General features: G+C 60.0%; 17 protein-coding genes. 11 read left to right on the plus strand and 6 right to left on the minus strand.

Translation table 11 applies throughout. The features are described from left to right. Positions 1 to 425 precede the first annotated feature (425 nt). A complete protein-coding gene (locus MJP36_RS20120; RefSeq protein WP_060756411.1) occupies positions 426 to 2,123 on the minus strand; it encodes a cyclic peptide export ABC transporter in 1,698 nt (565 codons plus the stop codon). Positions 2,124 to 2,442: 319 nt separating this feature from the next. On the opposite strand from MJP36_RS20120, the gene MJP36_RS20125 reads away from it, so the two are divergent. The 4 genes from MJP36_RS20125 to MJP36_RS20140 all read left to right on the plus strand — a co-directional run bounded on the left by MJP36_RS20125 (position 2,443) and on the right by MJP36_RS20140 (position 6,520). Beyond that, positions 2,443 to 3,258 carry a helix-turn-helix transcriptional regulator gene (locus tag MJP36_RS20125; RefSeq protein ID WP_104993279.1) on the plus strand — a complete coding sequence of 272 codons (816 nt, stop codon included), beginning with the start codon at positions 2,443 to 2,445 and terminating at the stop codon, positions 3,256 to 3,258. Positions 3,259 to 3,320: 62 nt separating this feature from the next. Beyond that, positions 3,321 to 4,760 carry an efflux transporter outer membrane subunit gene (locus MJP36_RS20130; protein WP_244383869.1) on the plus strand — a complete coding sequence of 480 codons (1,440 nt, stop codon included), beginning with the start codon at positions 3,321 to 3,323 and terminating at the stop codon, positions 4,758 to 4,760. Continuing rightward, positions 4,757 to 4,963 carry a hypothetical protein gene (locus tag MJP36_RS20135; RefSeq protein ID WP_060756414.1) on the plus strand — a complete coding sequence of 69 codons (207 nt, stop codon included), beginning with the start codon at positions 4,757 to 4,759 and terminating at the stop codon, positions 4,961 to 4,963. The genes MJP36_RS20130 and MJP36_RS20135 overlap by 4 nt, the downstream gene beginning before the upstream one ends. 93 nt (positions 4,964 to 5,056) lie before the next feature. Beyond that, positions 5,057 to 6,520, plus strand: coding sequence for a carbohydrate-binding protein (locus tag MJP36_RS20140; protein WP_244383870.1), 1,464 nt, complete (start codon positions 5,057 to 5,059; stop codon positions 6,518 to 6,520). Between the two features lie 102 nt (positions 6,521 to 6,622). Here the strand turns inward: MJP36_RS20140 and MJP36_RS20145 are convergent, their stop codons facing one another. Together MJP36_RS20145 and MJP36_RS20150 are read right to left on the minus strand one after the other, a co-directional pair. Continuing rightward, positions 6,623 to 7,030 carry a DUF2000 domain-containing protein gene (locus MJP36_RS20145; RefSeq protein WP_205345282.1) on the minus strand — a complete coding sequence of 136 codons (408 nt, stop codon included), beginning with the start codon at positions 7,028 to 7,030 and terminating at the stop codon, positions 6,623 to 6,625. A gap of 140 nt (positions 7,031 to 7,170) precedes the next feature. After that, on the minus strand, positions 7,171 to 8,088 hold the full coding sequence (locus MJP36_RS20150; protein WP_198762826.1) for a LysR substrate-binding domain-containing protein: 918 nt from the start codon (positions 8,086 to 8,088) through the stop codon (positions 7,171 to 7,173). A gap of 186 nt (positions 8,089 to 8,274) precedes the next feature. On the opposite strand from MJP36_RS20150, the gene MJP36_RS20155 reads away from it, so the two are divergent. The 7 genes from MJP36_RS20155 to MJP36_RS20185 all read left to right on the plus strand — a co-directional run bounded on the left by MJP36_RS20155 (position 8,275) and on the right by MJP36_RS20185 (position 16,295). Further along, positions 8,275 to 9,795 (plus strand): ABC transporter substrate-binding protein, encoded by a 1,521-nt coding sequence (locus tag MJP36_RS20155; RefSeq protein ID WP_244383871.1) that lies wholly within the window; start codon positions 8,275 to 8,277, stop codon positions 9,793 to 9,795. 86 nt (positions 9,796 to 9,881) lie between these two features. Next, entirely contained in the window at positions 9,882 to 10,799 is a 918-nt protein-coding gene (locus MJP36_RS20160; protein ID WP_244383872.1) for an ABC transporter permease, read from the plus strand. Between the two features lie 9 nt (positions 10,800 to 10,808). After that, positions 10,809 to 11,711: an ABC transporter permease gene (locus MJP36_RS20165; protein WP_244383873.1), complete on the plus strand. Its 903-nt coding sequence runs from the start codon at positions 10,809 to 10,811 to the stop codon at positions 11,709 to 11,711. Positions 11,712 to 11,726: 15 nt separating this feature from the next. After that, a complete protein-coding gene (locus MJP36_RS20170; RefSeq protein ID WP_244383874.1) occupies positions 11,727 to 12,737 on the plus strand; it encodes an ABC transporter ATP-binding protein in 1,011 nt (336 codons plus the stop codon). After that, complete coding sequence (locus tag MJP36_RS20175) at positions 12,734 to 13,723, plus strand: ABC transporter ATP-binding protein (RefSeq protein WP_244383875.1); 990 nt, start codon at positions 12,734 to 12,736, stop codon at positions 13,721 to 13,723. Before MJP36_RS20170 ends, MJP36_RS20175 begins: the two co-directional genes overlap by 4 nt. Continuing rightward, entirely contained in the window at positions 13,720 to 15,144 is a 1,425-nt protein-coding gene (locus MJP36_RS20180) for a M20 family metallopeptidase (protein ID WP_244383876.1), read from the plus strand. The genes MJP36_RS20175 and MJP36_RS20180 overlap by 4 nt, the downstream gene beginning before the upstream one ends. Further along, positions 15,141 to 16,295 carry a M20 family metallopeptidase gene (locus MJP36_RS20185; RefSeq protein ID WP_244383877.1) on the plus strand — a complete coding sequence of 385 codons (1,155 nt, stop codon included), beginning with the start codon at positions 15,141 to 15,143 and terminating at the stop codon, positions 16,293 to 16,295. Before MJP36_RS20180 ends, MJP36_RS20185 begins: the two co-directional genes overlap by 4 nt. Positions 16,296 to 16,305: 10 nt before the next feature. Here the strand turns inward: MJP36_RS20185 and mdeB are convergent, their stop codons facing one another. The 3 genes from mdeB to MJP36_RS20200 form a co-directional block, all read right to left on the minus strand. Continuing rightward, positions 16,306 to 19,005 (minus strand): alpha-ketoglutarate dehydrogenase, encoded by a 2,700-nt coding sequence (mdeB, locus tag MJP36_RS20190; RefSeq protein ID WP_244383878.1) that lies wholly within the window; start codon positions 19,003 to 19,005, stop codon positions 16,306 to 16,308. Positions 19,006 to 19,053: 48 nt separating this feature from the next. Next, complete coding sequence (locus MJP36_RS20195) at positions 19,054 to 19,515, minus strand: transketolase (RefSeq protein WP_244383879.1); 462 nt, start codon at positions 19,513 to 19,515, stop codon at positions 19,054 to 19,056. 125 nt (positions 19,516 to 19,640) lie between these two features. After that, positions 19,641 to 20,657 (minus strand): 1-aminocyclopropane-1-carboxylate deaminase, encoded by a 1,017-nt coding sequence (locus MJP36_RS20200; RefSeq protein WP_244383880.1) that lies wholly within the window; start codon positions 20,655 to 20,657, stop codon positions 19,641 to 19,643. Positions 20,658 to 20,766: the final 109 nt, after the last annotated feature.

A 20,766-nucleotide genomic window follows, 5' to 3' on the forward strand; every position in this document is an offset into this window, starting at 1 on the left:
GTTGCTTGATAGGACTTTTTTCGCGACAAGGTCGCCCATGGCCACTGCAGAAAAACGTTTCATAAAAGCCTTCTCAGAGTTTTGTCAGTGCCACCTGGGTCACAGCGCAGCAGCGAGGGAAATTGAGGCAAAAATCGTTAAAAACGTCAGACCAATGGGCAACTCAATATGCCTATACGGCCTCGTACGCCGGATAAAAAAGCCGCCCACAGCGTGACCTGATAAGCGCATTGGCAAATTTAATCATCGGCGTTTTTGGCTGTATGTCACCCGAATCCCGGACAATCACGGGACACGGAAATATTTCGCAATTTCTCAATTATCTTTTTGATATTTAAGAATTTTTAAAAACAAAAAAGCACGACACCGCTAGTTATTAAAACTATAGGTGTCGTGCTTGGGGAAAGGCGTCGGCATCGCCTGGATCAGGCGCGACGGTCCTCGGCGACAAGGCTTACATCGGAGACGATATGGCCGTCGACCAACTTGACGATGCGGTCAGCCAATTGGAAGTATTGATCATCATGCGTAATGATCAGCACGGTCTTTCCGCGACGCTTGAGCTCCGGCAGCAACTCTTCATAGAAGAAGCGCTTGAACGGAGGATCCTGGTCCGCCGCCCACTCATCAAGGACATACACCGGGCGATCTTCCAGGTAGGCACACACCAGGGCCAGGCGTTTTTGCTGGCCGTAGGACAGCTCTTTGGTGGTGGAATACCCCAGCCCTTCGATCTTGATTTTTTCCGCCAGGCCCAGTGCGGCCAGGTACTTCTGCGCCTGGGCCGGATTGACCTCCTCGCCTTCAGGACCGATCAGGCGGTTGAACAGATGGAAGTCACTGAATACCGCAGAAAACAGGTCACGGTAGTCACTGCGGGTTTCATCGTTGACGGCGACGCCGTCGAGCAATATCTGCCCGGCCTGGGGCACGTACAACCCGCACAGCGCCTTGACCAGGGTACTTTTGCCGCAACCGTTGCCGCCGATGATGTAGATCAACTCACCGCTGTTGATGGTCAGGTCGACCGGCCCCAGCGCGAAACCGTTCTCCGCGTCGGCGCCACGATAGTTCATCACCACACCCTTGAGCGTGATCTGGCGCCAATGCTTCTTGTGCTCCAGGCGCAGGACATTGGTGTTATCCGGTTCGTCCTGTTCGGCGTGGTGTTCGTTGATCAGGAAACCAAATTCGGCGAGACGACTGACCGCAATCCGCCCTTGCGCCACGACCGGCATCGCACCGATCAGCAACCCCAGCGGCCCCAGGATATACATCACCGTCAACACGCTGCCGGTCATCACTTGACTGTCAGCCACCATCAGCAACGGCAACGCGAACACCAGGCTGCCGATCAGCAGTGACTGGGTGACCAGCCCCATGTTTTCCGCACCGAGGTACCACATATGCTCGATGAAATTGAAGCGCGCCACCCGGGTGGACGACTCCTTGATGGCAGAGCGGCCAAACCAGCGGCGGCGAATGCCGTTGAGCTTCAACTCCTTGAGGCCGAAGACCAGCCCGTGCGTGTGTTCGTTGAAAGCGGTGAACTCATCACGCACGCGTCCGGTGAACTTTACGCCGCCGAGAAACAGGAAGACGTACAGAATCGCACCCACTGCCAACAACGCCAGGGTTAACGCAAACACCGTCCACGACAGGTAGGCCAGGTAAGCCAGGCCGCACATGAACACCGTGCATTCCACCAGGACCACGGGCATCACCAGCAGCGTCGCATTGAGCTGCGGAATATCAGTGGTCAGCAGCGTCAGCACATTGGGCGGGCCGCGCCGATCCACTTCTTCGAGGGGCGAAGAAAGGATTTTCTGGCACAACGCTATGCGCAGGCGCGTCATCAATTTCATGTTGGCGTACGCGGGAAACAAGGTCGCGCCGTTGCGAAACGCCAGCGCCACCACACTCAAACCGACAAACCAGTACAGCAAGTGCAACCGCGATCCCTGCTCGTAGATCGCCTGGTTGATCACGTTCACCACCGCGATCGCCGCCACGCCGCTGACGATGCCGGTGACCACTGAAAAGAAGGCCAGCCAGGGATGATTTTGCCAAAGCAGGCGCAAGACCGAGCCCGGCTTGGGCGGCTTCTCATGCTCTTTATTCATGGATTAACTCCTCAAATACACTCAAGACCGGGCGTGGCCCGTCAGGCAAACCGCTGCGACTGGCCAGGGTGCCGGAGCCGCAAGTGTACGGATTGCCCGGAATTCGGCTGTCCCCGAAAGCCTGTACAAAGCGTTGAGTGAGGCAAATCCATGAGGGGCAAGCGGGTGAGGCTTGAATGTCCCCGCTTTCTATTACAGACCGTCGCGCAATGAGTGGGCCTAATACGGACCCGAGTTGAACCCTTCAGGAGTGAACGATGGCTGCACTGCTCGCTCACCAACAACTTATAAAAACGGCGCCATCAAGGATGATTGGACTATGGATCTGACCAGCAGTATTCGAAATGCGGACAGCCCACACTTCTATTTCATACTCGGCGAGTTGATCTCCAGTACTGACCAGGATCACTTCGCACTCAACATGCTCAAGCTGATCGACAAACTCTTGCCGGTCACGGCGTTGACGCTCAGCGAATGGACACTCGATAAGTCAAACGCTCAACTGACCGACATCAAGCCCCTGGGCAATGCCGGCGACCCCGCCGACTTCCCTGCGCCCGACGCAAGCCTTCCTGCCCATAACCCTCAATTGCTCAAGGAGGTGCTGGAGATGGAAGGCTCGTTGTTGATCCGTATGAACACGCGCCCCAAAGGTGCAGCCGGCAAGGGCACGCGCCGTGCGGCGCACCAGTGCACGCTGGCGTCACGCGACGGCAACCGGCGCTGCGTCGTGACCTTGTATCGGTCGCCCACGCACAAGGATTTTTCCTTGAGCGAATTGTCGCTGCTCAAGAATCTCTCCGAAGCCCTGCTGCCGCTGATTGAAAGTTATGCCCAGTTCAGCCGCCAGAGCTCGCTGCGAAAGATGGGCAGCTGGATGGCGACCCTGGTCACCCATCAGGAACCGACGCACATTCATCGCGAGTTTCAAAAGCGCCTGGCGTTGTGCGACATCACCTTATCGACCCGCGAACAGGAAGTTTGCCTGGGTTTGCTCAACGGCAAGACGGTGCCGGAAATAGCAGAAACGCTGCAGCTGAAAAATAGCTCTATCGAAACCTACCTCAAGCGTGCCACCGCAAAGCTTGGGGTCAGCGGCCGACATGGATTGACCCGATGGATGGTCGGCGCCTAGCGCAACTCAAGCAACGGGTGGCTGCGCAGCCACCCGTGCCCCTTTTCAAATGAGGCTGGCTCATGAACAAGTTTGCTTTCTCTCTGGTAACGGTTGCAGTGGCAGTGAGCGGCTGCTCGCTCATCCCCGATTACCAGCAACCGGCCGCGCCCGTGGCGCCACAGTATCCCCAAGGTCCGGCATATGCCGCTGCCGCTGGGACGGTCAGCGAAGAAGCGGCCAGCCAGGGGTGGCGCACACTGTTTCGCGACCCGGCCCTGCAGCAACTGATTCAGACCGCCCTGACCCAGAACCGCGACCTGCGTGTGGCCGCCCTGAATGTCGAGGCTTACCGCGCGCAGTACCAGATACAGCGCGCCGACCTGTTCCCGGCGATTTCCGCGGGCGTCGGCGGCACCCGCCAGCGTGTCCCGGCGAGCATTACCCGCACCGGCAAAGCGGCAATCACCTCCACCTATTCGGCGACGCTGGGGATCAGTGCGTACGAACTGGATTTCTTCGGTCGCGTACGCAGCCTTAGCGAGCAGGCGATGCAGGCTTACCTGGCCACCGAGCAAGCGCGCCGCAGCGCGGAACTGAGCCTGGTCGCCAGCGTCGCCAATGCCTACCTGACTTGGCGCGCCGACCAGGAGTTACTGGTGCTGACCCGCCAGACCCTGGCCTCCTACGAGGAAAGCCTGCGCCTGACCACGCGCAGCCTGGCGGTGGGGACCGCGTCGTCACTGGACGCCGCACAGGCGCAAACCAGTGTCGAGAACGCCCGCGCCAACCTGGCCCGCTACGAGCGTCAAGTGGCGCAGGACCGCAACAGCCTGACGCTGTTGATCGGCGGCGCACTGCCGCCATCCTTGCCGGCTCGGCCGCTGGCCAGTGACTTGATCGCCCAGGTGCCTTCCGGCCTGCCGTCGGACCTGCTGCAACGCCGGCCCGATATCCTGCAGGCCGAATACCAGCTCAAGTCCGCCAACGCCAATATCGGCGCGGCCCGTGCCGCGTTCTTCCCCAGCGTCAGCCTGACTGCGAATGCGGGCGCCTCCAGCTCCCAACTGTCCAGCCTGTTCAAGGGTGGCTCGGGCAGTTGGACGTTCCAGCCCCAGATCAACCTGCCGATCTTCAATGCCGGCAGCCTGCGCGCAAGCCTCGACTATTCCAAGCTGCAGAAAGACATCGGCATCGCACGGTATGAAAAAGCCATTCAGACGGCGTTCCAGGAAGTCTCCGATGGCTTGGCGGCACGCCAGACCTATGACGATCAACTGAGCGCGCAACGCGACCTGGTGCGGGCGAACCAGACCTATTACGACCTCGCGCAACGTCGCTATAAAATCGGCGTGGACAGCAACCTGGTCTTTCTCGATGCACAGCGCTCGCTGTTTTCCTCGCAACAGACGCTGATCACCGACCGGTTGGCGCAACTGGTCGCCGAGGTCAACCTGTACACCGCCCTCGGCGGCGCCTGGGGAGAACCGACCCGCCTGGCCGTTGCCGAGACGCGCCCATGAGCACCTTCGAGCCCGGGCAATATGTACGCCTGCGCTCGGGGGGCAAGAGAATGCTGGTCAAACCAGCGCAGGACAGCACGCACCTGCCCAACACCACGCTGGTGCCCTGTGAATATCAAGAGAAAAAACGCACGGTCGTAGGGTTTTACATCGCCGCCAACCTCAAGTTGGCGGACGCGCCGCCGAAGGCGTCACGCGAGTGAGCACGTCGGCGCTCTGCATCAGCCCAAGCTTGAGCTGACTTCAAATCACAACCGGACAGTTGTTGATTCATTCAAATTCTAAAGGATTGGAATATGAGCAAGATTGATTTTTCCTCAGTAAAGAAACTGGCGAACGATGCAGCGTCGTTGATGCCGTCAATCGCCGGCAAGAAAATCCTCATGGGGTTCTGGCACAACTGGCCGGCGGGTTCCAGTGACGGTTACCAGCAGGGGCAGTTCGCCAACCTCAACCTGGTGGACATCCCCAAGGAATACAACGTGGTGGCTGTGGCCTTCATGAAAGGCAACGGCATTCCCACGTTCAAGCCTTACAACCTGTCGGACGAAGAGTTTCGTCGCCAGGTCGGGGTGCTCAACAGTCAGGGCCGAGCCGTATTGATCTCCCTCGGCGGTGCCGATGCGCATATCGAGTTGCATGACGGTGACGAGCGACCGCTGGCCAGGGAAATCATCCGCCTGGTGGAAACTTATGGTTTCGATGGGCTGGACATCGACCTTGAGCAGAAAGCCATTCACACCGCCAACAATAAGACCGTTTTGCCGGCTGCGCTGAAACTGGTGAAGGATCACTACGCGGGCGAAGGCAAACACTTCATTATCAGCATGGCGCCAGAGTTCCCCTATCTCGTCACGACCGGGGCGTACGTCGCCTACATCCAGGCACTGGAGGGTTACTACGATTTCATCGCGCCGCAATACTACAACCAAGGGGGCGACGGTGTGTGGGTCCAGGAAGCCAACGGCGGAAAGGGTGAGTGGATTGCCCAGAACAATGATGCGCTGAAAGAAGACTTCCTGTTTTATCTGACTGAAAGCCTGCTCACAGGCACTCGTGAATACATCAAGATTGCCGCCGACAAGTTCGTGATCGGCTTGCCTAGCAATGTCGATGCGGCGGCGACCGGGTACGTCATTGACCCCGCGGCGGTGAGCAATGCCTTCAAGCGCCTGGATGCGGCAGGGTTGTCGGTCAAGGGGCTGATGACCTGGTCGGTGAACTGGGATGACGGCCTCAACAAGCAGGGAGCCCGCTACAACTGGGAGTTCCGCAACCGTTACGCATCACTGATCCATGGCGACAGCGGCAATGAGCGGCCTTCGGCGCCGGGGAGCTTGTCTTCCCCAGCCCAGACGGAAGTCAGCGTGACCTTGAACTGGAGCGCTGCCAGCGGTGTGCGCCCGATCGAGTTTTATACCTTGTATCGCAATGGCAGCCCGGTAGGCCAGACCGCCGCGTTGACCTTTACGGACAATGGCCTGACAGCGGATACCCAGTACAGCTATTTCGTCACCGCCACCGATAGCCAAGGCAATCAGTCGTTGCCGGGAGTCAGCCTGAACGTCAAGACCGCGGGTGGAATGACTGATCCGCAATACCCGGAGTGGCAACTGAATCATCACTATCGCAAGGACGATGGGGTGACGTATGAAGGCAATCGCTACGTGTGTATTCAGGAGCACACCTCCAATAGCGGTTGGGCCCCGAATGTTGCCTTTACCCTTTGGTCCAGGGTGGCGATTCAACGGCGGGCGTGATCCGCCGCAGACGATAACCAAGAGGACGCATTGCCGGCCGCATAAACAAAATGCCCGTACCTTTCGATACGGGCATTTTTGTTTATGTGCCTGGGCTGATTATCACGTGTGAAGCAATAAACCCTTCGTGGCTTTTTCCACGGCTTTTTTGGGCCCTCGAATACCGATCCCAACCAGGTTCAGATGCTGGGGGTCTTCTGCCAGAAATGCCTCACGGTTCGCCTGATCGTGGCCGGTTGAAAACATCGCAAAGACGTAGGGCACTATCGTGATATCCCGTGCCAGAGCTACGCGATGGGCAGTCTGGAGGCCCGCCAGATCGGCTTCGAATATCAGCATCGGCTGGCCCAGCATTTTTGCATAAAGGTGGCCATTCGCATCGGCATAGGCGTCGCCCATGGCTTCGGGAGCCGCCGACGCGATACCGGTTGCAAGAAATGCGACGACGTTCAAACGCTGCCAGATCTTCAAGTCGTTGCGCACGATGATCGCGACTTTGGTGTCGAACATTAGCGGCTCCAATACCGTTTCATTGGGGGCGGGATTAGCCGGTATTATTCGCAGCAATGATGTCAGCGGCTAGAACGTTTGTGCATGCCCGCTGCGCGGTTGATTGAGCTGGAGGAGAGCGTGGCCGCCGTTGCTTCAGATCACCGACGCTCCATTTTCGCCAGATCAGCAATCAGAAAATCCCTGAACGCAGAAACCGCCGCAGGTAAGTTGCGCCCGGCCATGCTCTGCAGTTCGATACGCCGTGCCTGCATGCCTTCGTCAAGGATCGGCAAGCATTGCAGTACCTTGTCCGCCACCTGCTTTTGCAAGGTCATTTCACTGGCCAGGCTGATAACGCCTTCTTCGCGCACGAAGCTGTAGAGCGCGGCCACGTAGTTAGTGGTCAACACTGGGTCGAACAACAATCCCTGTACGCCGCAGCAGATGTCGAATAGCTGTCGTATCGTGGTGTCGGCCTTGGGTAACGCAATGGGCCAGGGTTGTAACTCAGCGAGGCTGACCGCTTCGCGCCCGGCCAGGGGATGGGAATTGGCGACCACGGCAAAAATCGCTCCGCTCAGGACATGTTCGACCTTGATTTCCTTTTGCGGGGTCAGGCTGAAGGTCATCGCCAGATCGGCTTCGCCGGAACGCACCTTCTCGGTCGCTTCGGCGGGCGCGCAGACCTCCAATGTGAAATGAATGCCCTGGTACTCCCGCCTGAACGCACTGATGCTTCTGGGCATGTACTCCAATGCAAACCCTTCCGAGCAGGCTACGTGCACATGGCCCCGCTGCAGGCCATGCAGCGCGGAGATCTCCAGCACCACTTGCTCGGCCTCAAGCTGCGATTTGCGCGCATAGGCCGCCAGCCGCCCTCCTGCCTCGCTGAGCACCATGCCCCGGGCACGGCGTTCGAACAGGCTGGCATCGAGCGCCAACTCAAGCTTGGATATTTGTCGACTCACCGCTGAAGCGGCGACATTCAGGCGCAGCGAGGCTTCGCTGATCGATCCACATCGCGCGACTTCGAGGAAATAGCGCAGTGCCGTGGACTGCACACCATATAGCTGCATCGGCGCCCCCATGGTTTGCCTTTTCGGCAATGCAAGTATCGAAATATTATTCTTGCGGCATTGATAGCCTTTCCCTACATTCGTGTCCAGACCAAAAAAACATGACCGGATTTTCTCACTCTCCTTTCGCGCATTTGCGATCCGCTGCCCTTTGATTCAACCACTCTCGCCAACGGAGACGACGGCATGGGCATCAAAGGTTTCGCCTGCAGCATTGCGCTGATGGGCCTCATCAGCAGCTTCCCGGCACATGCCGGTAAAGCCAACGACACCCTGGTTTACGCTTCCGACAGCGAGCCTGAAAACATCAGCCCTTATCACAACGATTTGCGCGAAGGCGTGATTCTCGGCCGGCTGATCTGGGACAATCTGATCTACCGCGATCCCAAGAGCGGCGAATACAAACCCATGCTGGCCACCGCCTGGAAGCAGGTCGACGACACCACCCTCGACTTCGAGCTGCGCAAAGGCGTCAAATTCCACAACGGCGACGCCTTCACCGCTGACGACGTGGTGTTCACCCTCAATTACGTGGTGTCGCCCGAGGCGAAAGTCGTCACCGTGCAAAACGTCGACTGGATCAAGAGCGCCGAAAAAACCGGTGACTACAGCGTCCGCCTGCATTTGAAGAAGCCTTTCCCCCCGGCGCTGGAATACCTGTCAAACGCCGTTCCGATGTTCCCCAAGCAGTATTTCGAGAAGGTCGGCCTGGCCGAATTCAGCCGCAAGCCGATAGGCACCGGGCCCTATAAAGCGGTGTCGGTGGTGGCAGGCGAAGGTGTGAGCATGGAGATCAACAAGGACTACTTCGCGGACAGCCCACAAGGCAAGCCCCATATCGGCCACCTGAAATTCCGGGTGATTCCGGATGCGGAAACCCGCCTGGCCGAGTTGATGACGGATGGTGTCGACTGGACATGGCGCGTGACCCCGGATCAGGCCGTCGACCTTAAAGGTATGTCGAACCTGACCGTGACCAGCGGTGAAACCATGCGCATCGGCTTCCTGATCCTGGATGCGCGAGGCACCTCCACTGAAAACTCGCCGATGAAGCAACTCAAGGTGCGCCAGGCCATCAACCATGCGATCAACCGCAATGCGCTGGCTACGCAATTGGTGGGTGGCGAAGCCAAGCCGTTGCAGGTTGCCTGTTATCCGGGCCAGTTTGGCTGCGACCCCACGGCTGCCACGGTGTACGACTATGACCCGGCCAAAGCCAGGGCGCTACTGGCCGAAGCCGGCTACCCGAATGGCTTCGAGACGGAAATCTTCGCGTATCGCGATCGTGACTATGTCGAAGCCATCATCGGCAACCTGCGTGCCGTGGGCATCAACGCCAAGCTGCGCTACTTGAAGTATGCCGCCCTGCGCGATCAGCAACGTGGCGGCAAGGTGCCCATGTCGTTTCAGGCATGGGGTTCGTTCTCGATCCTCGACACCTCGGCGTCGGCCGGTACCTGGTTCAAGGGCAATCCGGACGACAACATCAAAGATCCACAGATTCAGGGCTGGTTACAGACGGCTGACAACGCCCTCGACCCGCAGGTGCGCAAGGACAACTACAGAAAAGCGCTGCAGCGTATCAGCGAGCAGGCTTACTGGGCGCCTCTGTTCAACTATTCGATGAACTACGCCTACACCTCCGATCTGAATTTCACACCGTACCCGGATGAACTGCCGCGCTTCGTCGAGGCCACCTGGAAGTAATACGCGACCGGGTCAAAAAGTGGTGCGTGGACTCATCCGCGCCGTCCCAAAACGTGTGATCTCCACTGGAGATGAGGAAACTCGTCATGCTTGGATTCCTTCTGCGCCGTCTGGGCATCGCTATTTGCGTTGCCATTACGGTGTCGGTGATCAGCTTTTCTCTTTTGCATCTGTCCGGCGACCTGGCCACGGCCATTGGCGGACCGGAAGCCAGCAGCGAACAGATCGAACAGATCCGCGTGCAGTACGGCTTGAACAAACCGCTGCCGGCCCAGTACTTCAACTGGCTGGGCGGTGTGTTGCGGCTGGACCTGGGCAACTCGTTCTTCTTTCAGGAATCGGTCTACAACCTGGTCGCCAGCCGCTTGCCGATTACCCTCGGCTTAGGTGCCATGGCGCTGGGCATCGCCTTGCTGGTGGCGATTCCACTCGGCGTGCTGGCTGCGGTCAAGCGCGACACCTGGGTGGACCGGCTGGCCTTGAGCATTGCGGTACTGGGCCAGGCAATGCCAAGTTTCTGGTTTGCGCTGATGCTGATCGTGGTGTTTGCGGTGACGCTCAAGTGGCTGCCGGTGTCCGGCAACTCGACCCTGCTGCACTTCGTCATGCCGGCCATTGCCCTGGGCTACTACGCGACGCCGGCAATCATGCGCCTGACGCGTGCAGGCATGCTGGACGTGCTCAGTTCCGATTACATCCGCACCGCCCGCGCCAAGGGCCTGCGCCCTGCCCGCGTGTTGTTCAGGCATGCGCTGCGCAACGCGTTGATTCCGGTGGTCGCGCTGGCGGCGGTGGAGTTCGGCTTCATGCTCGGCGGGTCGGTGGTGATCGAAACCGTATTCTCGCTGCAAGGTATCGGGCAACTCGCCTGGGATGCCATCGCCCGTGATGACTTTCCGGTGGTACAGGCCGTGGTCCTGCTCATTGCCGTGATCTACATCATTCTCACCTTGCTGGCCGACGTGCTCAACGCACTGCTCGACCCGCGCATTCGCGTGCGCTAGGAGGCTTACATGAGCACCCCCACTCCCCTCGCGATCAATGACTACCTGCCCCCCCCCAGCAGCCTGAGCCGAGTACTCGGCAAGAGCTTTCGTCATCGCGGCTTCGCCATCGGCACAGTGTTGTTGCTACTCATCTTCGCCGGGGCGCTCTTCGCGCCATGGCTGGCACCTTACGACCCTTATGCGCAAGACGTAATGCTGCGCATGAAGCCGCCGGTCTGGATGGCCAACGGCACCTGGGAGTATGTCCTGGGCACCGACAAGCTGGGCCGTGACTACCTGTCACGCCTGCTCTACGGCGCACGTATTTCCTTGTTCATCGGCATTGCGGCGGCGCTGATCTCCGGCTTCATCGGCACCGTCATGGGGCTGTTGGCGGGGTACTACGGCGGCAAGGTCGATGCGTTTATCAGCTACCTGATCACCACTCGGCTGGCGATGCCGGTGGTGATGGTCGCGCTGGCCTCAGCCTCGCTGATGGGCGGCTCGCTGAAAGTGGTCATCGTACTGCTCGGTTGCCTGCTCTGGGATCGCTTCGCCGTGGTGGTCCGGGCTTCGGTGCAACAGATTCGCGATGCCGAATATGTGGCCTCGGCGCAGGCGCTGGGCTGTTCGACCCTGCGCATTCTGGCCAGTGAAATCCTGCCCAACCTGGTGGGTGCGCTGATCGTCGTCGCGACGCTGGAAATGGCCCACGCGATCCTGCTGGAGTCGGCGCTCTCATTCCTCGGGGTCGGCGTACAACCGCCCACGCCGTCCTGGGGTTTGATGATCGCCGAAGGCAAGCCCTACATGTTCTTTTCCCCATGGGTCATCGCCATTCCCGGCGTCGCCCTGATGATCCTGGTGCTGGGCATCAACCTGGTCGGCGATGGCCTGCGCGATCTGATCCTGCCCGACGGTCGCAACTGATAGAAGGTACTGAACATGGCACTACTCCATGTAGAAAACCTGCGCGTGGATATCCCCATGGGCAACCGCCCAACGCCGGATGATGTGCTGCATGCAGTGCGCGGCCTGAGCTTTGCAGTCGAGCGCGGTGAAATGCTGTGCATCGTCGGCGAATCCGGCTGCGGTAAATCCCTGACGTCGCTCGCGCTGATGGACCTGTTGCCACGCAAGGCCAAACGAACTGCGTCGCGGCTGACACTGGACGGTATCGACATGATCGGCCAGAGCGAACGCCACATGTGCGACCTGCGCGGCAACCGCCTGGCAATGATCTTCCAGGAGCCGATGACCTCGCTGAACCCGGCGTACAGCATTGGCGATCAGCTCAGCGAAGTGCTGACCCGGCATCGCAAAGTGTCACGCAAGGACGCCCTCGCACGCGCCGGGAGCATGCTGGAGAAAGTCGGCATCAGCAATGCCGCCGAGCGCTTGCGCCAATATCCGCATCAACTTTCCGGTGGTTTGCGCCAACGAGTGATCATTGCCATGGCCTTGATGTGCGAACCGGACCTGATCATCGCCGATGAACCCACCACGGCGTTGGACGTGACCATTCAGGCGCAGATCCTGCGCTTGATTCGCGATATTCAGAAGGAACTCGGCCTGGCGGTGATCTTCATCACCCACGATCTTGGGCTGGTCGCACGGATCGCCGATCGGGTCGCCGTGATGTATGCCGGGGAAATCGTCGAAACCGCCCCTGCCCAGCAACTGTTCGAGAACCCGCAGCATCCGTATACCCGCGGTCTGCTGGCGAGTATTCCAATCCCTGGCCGGACCCGACCGGGTGAAGCGCTGGGTTCGATTCCGGGCCTGGTGCCAAGCCTGGTCGGCGATCAGCAAGGGTGTGCATTCCGCAATCGTTGCGGCCAGGCGATGCCGGCCTGCGCGCAACACATCCCCGAAATCGAACAGGACGGGCACATGGCGCGCTGCCTGTTCGCCGCCCCGGCCCCGATTCGCCTGCAGGAGCGTGCAAGGTCATGAAAAAAGACATCGCGTTGGAGCTGTGCGACATCCGTCGCGAGTTTCGGATCAACCAGGGTTTTTTCAAACCGGCCGCCACCTTGAAAGCCGTGGATGGGGTTTCCCTGCGCCTGATGCGTGGCGAGACCCTCGGTCTGGTCGGCGAGTCCGGTTGCGGGAAAAGTACCCTGGCCAAGCTGCTGCTCGGCCTGTTGCCGCCGACCAGTGGCGATGTGCTGATCAATGGCCAACACCTGGCGGCGACTGATCGCAAGGTAATGTCCCGGCATATTCAGCCGATTTTCCAGGACCCGTATTCCTCGCTGAATCCCCGCAAGACCCTGCGCGAAATCGTGACCCTGCCGCTGATCGTGCACGGCATCGGCAGCACCGCCGAGCGACGCAAGAAGACCGAAGCGATGCTTGATGTGGTCGGCCTGCCCAAGCGGGTGATCGACAGCTACCCGAACCAGCTGTCGGGCGGGCAACGCCAGCGTGTCGCGATCGCACGCGCGCTGATCATGCGTCCCGATGTGTTGATCTGCGACGAGCCCACCTCCGCGCTGGATGTCTCGGTGCAGGCGCAGATCCTCAACCTGTTGCAAGACCTCAAGCGCGAATTCGGCCTGACCTATCTGCTGATCAGTCACAACCTCGCGGTCATCGAGCACCTCGCCGATCGGGTGGCGGTGATGTACCTGGGACGCATCGTCGAAGAACGCACGCGCCAATCGTTGTTCGCCGAACCCGGCCACCCTTATACCCGCGCCTTGCTGGATTCGGTGCTCACGCCCGACCCGCGCCTGGGCATTCCCGATATCGGCCTGCACGGCACCTTTCCCAATCCGATGTCACCGCCGTCCGGTTGTGCGTTTCACCCGCGCTGCCCGAGCTGCTTCGCACCGTGCAAAACGGCCTATCCGGCCAATGATTCCATTATCGGCGGCAGCGTGCGTTGCCACCTTCACGACAGTCCCGCCCAAACACTGGAGCTTGTCCCCTCATGAGTCGCTCATTGGCCATCAGTAACACCACAGCGCAATTCGACAACGGCGCCTTTCTCAATCTGCTCGAACGCAGCGTCGCCTTGCCCACCGAAAGCCAGGCACCGGACAGCCAGCCCGAGTTGTATCGCTACCTCCAGGACTTCATCACTCCGCAGGTCGAGGCGATGGGCTTCAGCGTCAAGATCTACGACAACCCGGTGGCAGAGCGTGGCCCCTTCATGATCGCCACACGTATCGAACATCCAGAACTGCCGACCCTACTCAGCTACGGCCACGGTGATGTGGTGCGCGGCTATGAAGCCCAATGGCGTGAGGGCCTGTCCCCCTGGCAAGTCACGGTCGACGGCGAGCGCTGGTACGGCCGCGGTACGGCGGATAACAAAGGCCAGCACCTGATCAACCTGACCGCGCTGGAACAAACGCTCAAGGCTCGCGACGGCAAGCTCGGCTTCAACGTCAAGCTGCTGCTGGAAATGGGCGAAGAAGAAGGCTCGCCGGGCTTGAACGCGTTCTGTACCGCCCACCGCGAAGAGCTTGCGGCGGACATCTTCATCGCCTCGGACGGCCCGCGCCTGGCGGCAGCACGACCAACGATTTTTCTCGGTTCACGCGGGGTGTTCAACTTCGAGCTGGCGGTCAATTTGCGCGAAGGCGCGCATCACTCCGGCAACTGGGGCGGCTTGCTGGCCAACCCTGGCATCATTCTGGCCAACGCCATCGCCAGCATGATCGATGAACAGGGTCGGGTAAAAGTTGCCGGCCTGCAGCCCGAGACACTGCCGGAGCCGGTTCGGCAGGCATTGGCTGATATTGACGTAGGTGGCGGGCCGGGCGATCCGCAAATCGACGCCAACTGGGGTAACCCGCAACTCTCGCTGAGCGAAAAAGTGTTCGGCTGGAACACCCTCGACGTCATCGCCTTCAAGACCGGCAACCCGGAGGCCCCCGTGCATGCGATCCCGGGTAAAGCCAATGCGCACTGCCATATCCGTTTCGTGGTGAACAGCGACTACACCACCTTTATCCCGGCGGTGCGTGCCCATCTGGATGCGCACGGTTTCAGCAACGTCGAGGTCAAGCAAAGCCTCATCGAGGTGATGCATGCCACTCGGCTGGACCCGCAAAGCCCGTGGGTGAGTTGGGCACTGCGCTCCCTGGCACAGACCACCGGCAAAAAGCCTGCGCTGCTGCCCAACCTCGGGGGCTCGTTGCCCAACGATGTGTTCGCGGACGTGCTCGGCCTGCCCACCTTGTGGGTACCCCACTCGTACCCGGCCTGTTCGCAACATGCGCCGAACGAGCATCTGCTGGCACCGGTGGTCAAGGAAAGCCTGCAAATCATGGCCGGTCTGTTCTGGGACCTGGGCAACGACGCAGCACGCCTGACTCAGGAACATCACTTGCGCGAGCAGGCGCAATGAGCGCCGCGCCACAACAAGCGCTGGCCTGGCTTGCCGGGCAGCGCGAAGCCATGGAAACGCTGCTGCAGCGTCTCGTCGACACGGACTCCAACAGCTATGACAAGGCGGGCGTCGACGCGGTGGGCGCGCTGCTCGCGGCGGAACTGGAAGCCGACGGCATCCTGCTCAAGCGCATGCCGGTCGATCATTTCGGCGACGTGTTACTCGCTGAAGTGCCCGGCCAGTCCACAAAGCCGGTGCTGTTGCTCGGCCACCGCGACACGGTGTTCCCCAAAGGCACCGTGATGACTCGCGGCTACAGCCGCGACGGCAACCTCGCCCATGGCCCCGGCGTCGCCGACATGAAAGGCGGCCTGGTGCTCAATTGCTTCGCGCTCAAGGCACTCAAGCGCGCCGGTGAGTTGCCCTATCCGGTGCAGGTGCTGTACACCGGCGACGAGGAAATCGGCTCCGGGAGCGCCAGGACCCATATCGAAAAAGCCGCCCTGGGCGCGCGTGCCGTGCTCAATACCGAACCAGGCAGGGCCAGCGGCAACGTGGTCAGCGCACGCAAAGGCGGCGCCACACTGATCATCGAAGTCAGCGGCCGCGCGGCGCATGCCGGGGTCAACCATGCCGACGGGGCCAGCGCCATCGAAGCCCTGGCGCGCAAGATCGTCAAGCTCCATGCCTTGACCGATTACACGGCAGGCATCACGACCAACGTCGGCCTGATAACCGGTGGCACTTCCAGCAATACCGTCGCGCCCAGCGCCTGCGCCCGGCTGGATGTGCGCTTCATCGAACTCAGGCATTGGGACCGACTGTTTACCGAAATCCAGGCCATCGTTGCAGAGGAAGAGCTGGCCGGCACCCAGGCCATCCTCAAGGAAGCGACTACCTTTCTCCCGATGGAAGCCTGCCACAGCGAACGGTTGCTGCATCTCTACCAACAACAAGCGCTGGCATTGGGTTTCAGCGTCGAAGGCGAGTTCACCGGCGGTTGTGCCGACTCCGGATTCACCGCCAGCCTGGGCATACCGACCCTGTGTGGCCTGGGGCCGGTGGGAGGCAAAGTGCATACCGAACGTGAATACCTGGAACTGGACACACTGGTACCTCGCGCCCTGGCGTTGGTGGCGACCATTCTGACTGTCGGCGATAGCGTCTGATTGCCGGCTTTCAAGCGTTCCAAGGCGCCACCGCGTCCACATCAATCGCATAGCGTTCAATGGCTTCGGCGCACACATTGGCGTCGAGGCATCCGGTGTGGGCAAGGGCTGTCAATGCACTCAGGACGATCTGGTGGCGGTCCACTTCAAAAAAGCTGCGCAGCTGGTCGCGGGTATCACTGCGGCCAAATCCATCGGTGCCGAGTACCGTATAGCGGGTATCGAGATAACTGGCGATCAACTGCGGCAAGGCGCGGACGTAGTCGGTACAGGCAATGATCGGCGCCGAGTCGTTGAGCGACGCCTGGATATGGCTGCGGCGCGAGGGTTGGCCAGGATGCAGTCGATTCCAGCGCTCCACTTCACGCGCATCCCGTGCCAACTCGGTAAAGCTGGTAACGCTCCAGACCTGGCTGTCGATGCCCCAATCGCTCGCCAACAACTCGGCGGCGGCAATCACTTCGCGCAGGATGGCGCCGGAACCCAACAACTGCACACGTCCACGCGCGCCTTCGACTTCATGCCGGGCGAACCGATACATACCCTTGATAATCGCCTGTTCGACGCCTTCAGGAAGGCTGGGCTGGGGGTAGTTCTCATTCATCAGGGTTACGTAATAAAACTCGTCCACCTGACGCTCCAGCATCTGGCGCATGCCGTGATCCAGGATCACCGCGAACTCACCGGCGAATGCCGGATCGTAAGCACGGCAATTGGGCACCATTGCCGCCATTAGATGACTGTTGCCGTCCTGGTGCTGCAAACCTTCGCCACCTAATGTCGTGCGGCCTGCAGTGGCCCCCAGCAGAAAGCCACGGGCGCGCTGATCCGCCGCCGCCCAGATCAGGTCGCCGATGCGCTGGAAGCCGAACATCGAGTAATACACGTAGAACGGCAACATCGGCAGACCATGCACCGAATAGCTGGTCGCCGCCGCCACCCAGGAACTGATCGCCCCGGCCTCGCTGATGCCCTCTTCGAGAATCTGGCCGTCCAGTGCTTCTCGATAGCTCAGGATCGAACCGATATCTTCCGGCTCATAGCGCTGCCCCACGCTGGAGTAGATGCCGATCTGCTTGAACAGGCTGGCCATGCCGAACGTACGCGCTTCATCCGCCACGATCGGCACGATGCGCGGGCCCAGCTGTTTGTCGCGCAGCAGACCACTGAGCATTCGAACGAACGCCATGGTGGTGGACATCTCCTTGCCTTCGGCGGCAATGGCAAACCCGCCATAGCTGCCGATGTCCGGCACCGCCAATGATTCGGCTGTCGACAGCCGCGAAGGCATATACCCACCCAAGGCACGGCGGCGCTCATGCAGATAGCGCATTTCAACACTGTCTTCATCGGGCTTGAAGAAGCTCAATGAGGCGGCCTGCTCATCGGTCAGCGGCAAGTTGAAACGATTGCGGAACGCGATCAGCGCTTCCCGGTCGAGCTTCTTCTGCTGGTGCACGGTCATCTTGCCCTGCCCCGCATCGCCCATGCCGAAACCCTTCTTGGTCTGCGCGAGAATCACGGTGGGCCTCCTGCCTTCGAGCAACGCGCTCTGGTACGCGGCGAAGATCTTCACCATGTCGTGGCCGCCGCGTTTCAGACGGTCGATCTGTTCATCCGTCAGACCCTGTGCCAGCTGCGCCAATGCCTCGTTCTGGCCAAAGAAATGTTCACGGTTGAAGCGCCCGTCTTTTGCCGCGAATGTCTGGAACTGCCCATCGACGGTACTGGATAACGCCTTGACCAGCGCACCCTCTGTATCGCGGGCAAACAAACTGTCCCAGTCGCCCCCCCAGACCAGTTTGATCACGTTCCAGCCGGCTCCGCCAAACAGCGCCTCCAGCTCGTCAATGATTCGCCCATTGCCACGAACCGGTCCGTCCAGCCGTTGCAGGTTGCAATTGACCACCCAGACCAGATTATCCAGCCCTTCGCGCGCGGCCAACGTCAGTGCCGACATGCTCTCCGGCTCATCCATCTCCCCGTCGCCGAATACGCCCCAGACGGTTCGTCCCGAGGTGTCTTGCAGGCCACGGTGCGCCAGATAACGCATGAAGCGCGCCTGGTAGATCGAGCTGATCGGACCAATGCCCATGGAGCCCGTCGGAAACTGCCAGAAGTCCGGCATCAGCCAAGGATGCGGGTAACTCGACAACCCTCGGCTACCCTTGGCCCGCGCGCCGATCTCTTGCCGATAATGCAGCAGGTCCTGTTCTTCCAGGCGTCCCTCAAGGAACGCCCGGGCATAGATGCCGGGCGCCGAATGCGGCTGATAGAACACCAAGTCGCCGGCGCTCCTTTCGGTCCGCGCCTTGAAAAAATGATTGAAGCCCACTTCGAACAAATCCGCCGCACTGGCATAGCTCGCGATATGCCCGCCCAATTCACCATAAGCGTGGTTGGCCCTGGCAACCATCGCCAACGCATTCCAGCGCATGATCGAGGCCAGCCGTTCTTCGATGGCCAAGTCCCCGGGAAACACCGGCTGACGCTCTACACCGATGGTATTGATGTAGGGCGTGCCATGGCTGGGCCGCCAGCCGATGTCTGCGGCACTTGCCACAGTCACCAGCATGTCGAGGATCTGCCTGGCCTGTACCGTGCCGCTATGGGCGATAACCGACAACAAGGCGTCCCGCCATTCAGCCACTTCTAGAGCATCCTCAGCGGTCTGGCCCGGCCATTGAGCATGAATATCGGACAGGTTCATGGGTTGAGCCTTTCTATCTGGATAATGAAGTTCAAGCATGGATGGCTGCTAGCTGAAACAACGTTCCTGCAACACACTTTTCACCAGCGTGCGCGTCACCGATAAAATCTCTTCGACCTGTTGATCAAGCGCTGCGTGGGATGCTGCGTATTCCAGCCTCAGGACTCGCAGCGGATGACCGCAGACTGATCCCAGCCAGGTGAGACGGGGTATCGGGCTGACTTCGACATCCAGTAAAAAGCAGCCCTTGGATACGCCGCGCAGCAGTTGGCTGGCCTGACAGGGGGTTGCCGGCGCCGAGGCTGTCGGGTTGGAACCCGACTGCAACCAGTCGAGCATAAACGCCCTCGATTGCCGGACCGCCAGGTAGGCGACCTGATCCCAGTCGTCAATCGCCATGTGCAACGCGTCAATCAGGTATTTGGGCAAAGCGGCGCTGGTCACGATGACCACCCCGGTATCCGCCAGGGGTTCTTTCACCCAGATTGCAGACTGCGATATCGCATGCATGGTGGTACTCCCGGCGTGATCTGGACGCGAGCGTCTACGGCATGAGTAGTGTCCGTCGGCCTAGACTCGAACCCCGTGCGAACGGGCTGGCCCGTTCCCAGGGGACACTCCAGGCAGCGCTACGCTCAGCCGTTACGGAACAGGAAGCTGTAGGCGTTCAGCGCCGGCACCCCGCCCAGGTGTGCGTAAAGCACTTTCGAGCCTTCGGGGAATTCACCGCGACGCACCATTTCAATCATGCCGTGCATCGATTTACCTTCGTACACCGGATCTGTCAGCACCCCTTCAAGCCTGCCGCACAGGCGGATGGCTTCCAATGTGCCTTCGTTGGGCAAGCCATATTCGGGGTAGGCAAAACGCGTATCGAGCACCACATCCGCCTCGGTAATCTCTTGACCCAGCTCCACCAGCTCAGCGGTGTGTCGAGCGATACGCAGGATCTGTGCCTTGGTCTGTTCCGGCTTGGCCGAAGCATCAATACCAATCACCTGCCTGGAACGACCGTCGGCGGCGAAACCGACAACCATGCCCGCCTGCGTACTGCCGGTCACCGAGCAGACCACGATGTAGTCAAACTTGAAGCCCAGTTCTTTTTCCTGCTGCCGCACTTCTTCGGCAAAACCGACGAAGCCCAGGCCGCCGTAGGGGTGCTCGGAACAACCCGCCGGAATCGGAAAGGGTTTGCCACCCTGCTCCACGACATCACTCATGGCCTTTTCCCAACTTGGCCGAATGCCAATATCGAAGCCTGCTGCGTCAAGCCGCACGTCAGCGCCCATGATGCGCGACATCTCGATGTTGCCTACGCGGTCATACACTGCGTCGGAATAGTTCACCCAGTTTTCCTGCACCAGTACGCACTTCATGCCCAAGTGAGCTGCGACCGCAGCGACCTGGCGGGTCTGGTTCGACTGAATGCCACCGATGGACACCAGCGTATCGCAGCCTTGCTCGATCGCTTCGGGAATGAGGTATTCGAGCTTGCGCGTCTTGTTCCCACCAAAGGCCAGGCCGCTATTGCAGTCTTCACGTTTGGCATACAGCTCGACCTTGCCCCCCAGATGTTCACTCAGGCGCTTCAAGGGCGTGATGGGAGAAGGACCGAAGGTCAACGGATAACGTTTAAAACGATTCAGGTTCATGACTGTGCTCCTTGATAGTGGATATCCAAGCGCCAGACGAGAGAAAGAGGCCACATTCCGGGCTCTTTCAGGAGGGCTTCGATGAGTTAAATACTAAGAAGAATTCAGA

This window comes from Pseudomonas palleroniana (genome assembly GCF_022836895.1).
Taxonomy (GTDB): domain Bacteria; phylum Pseudomonadota; class Gammaproteobacteria; order Pseudomonadales; family Pseudomonadaceae; genus Aquipseudomonas; species Aquipseudomonas palleroniana.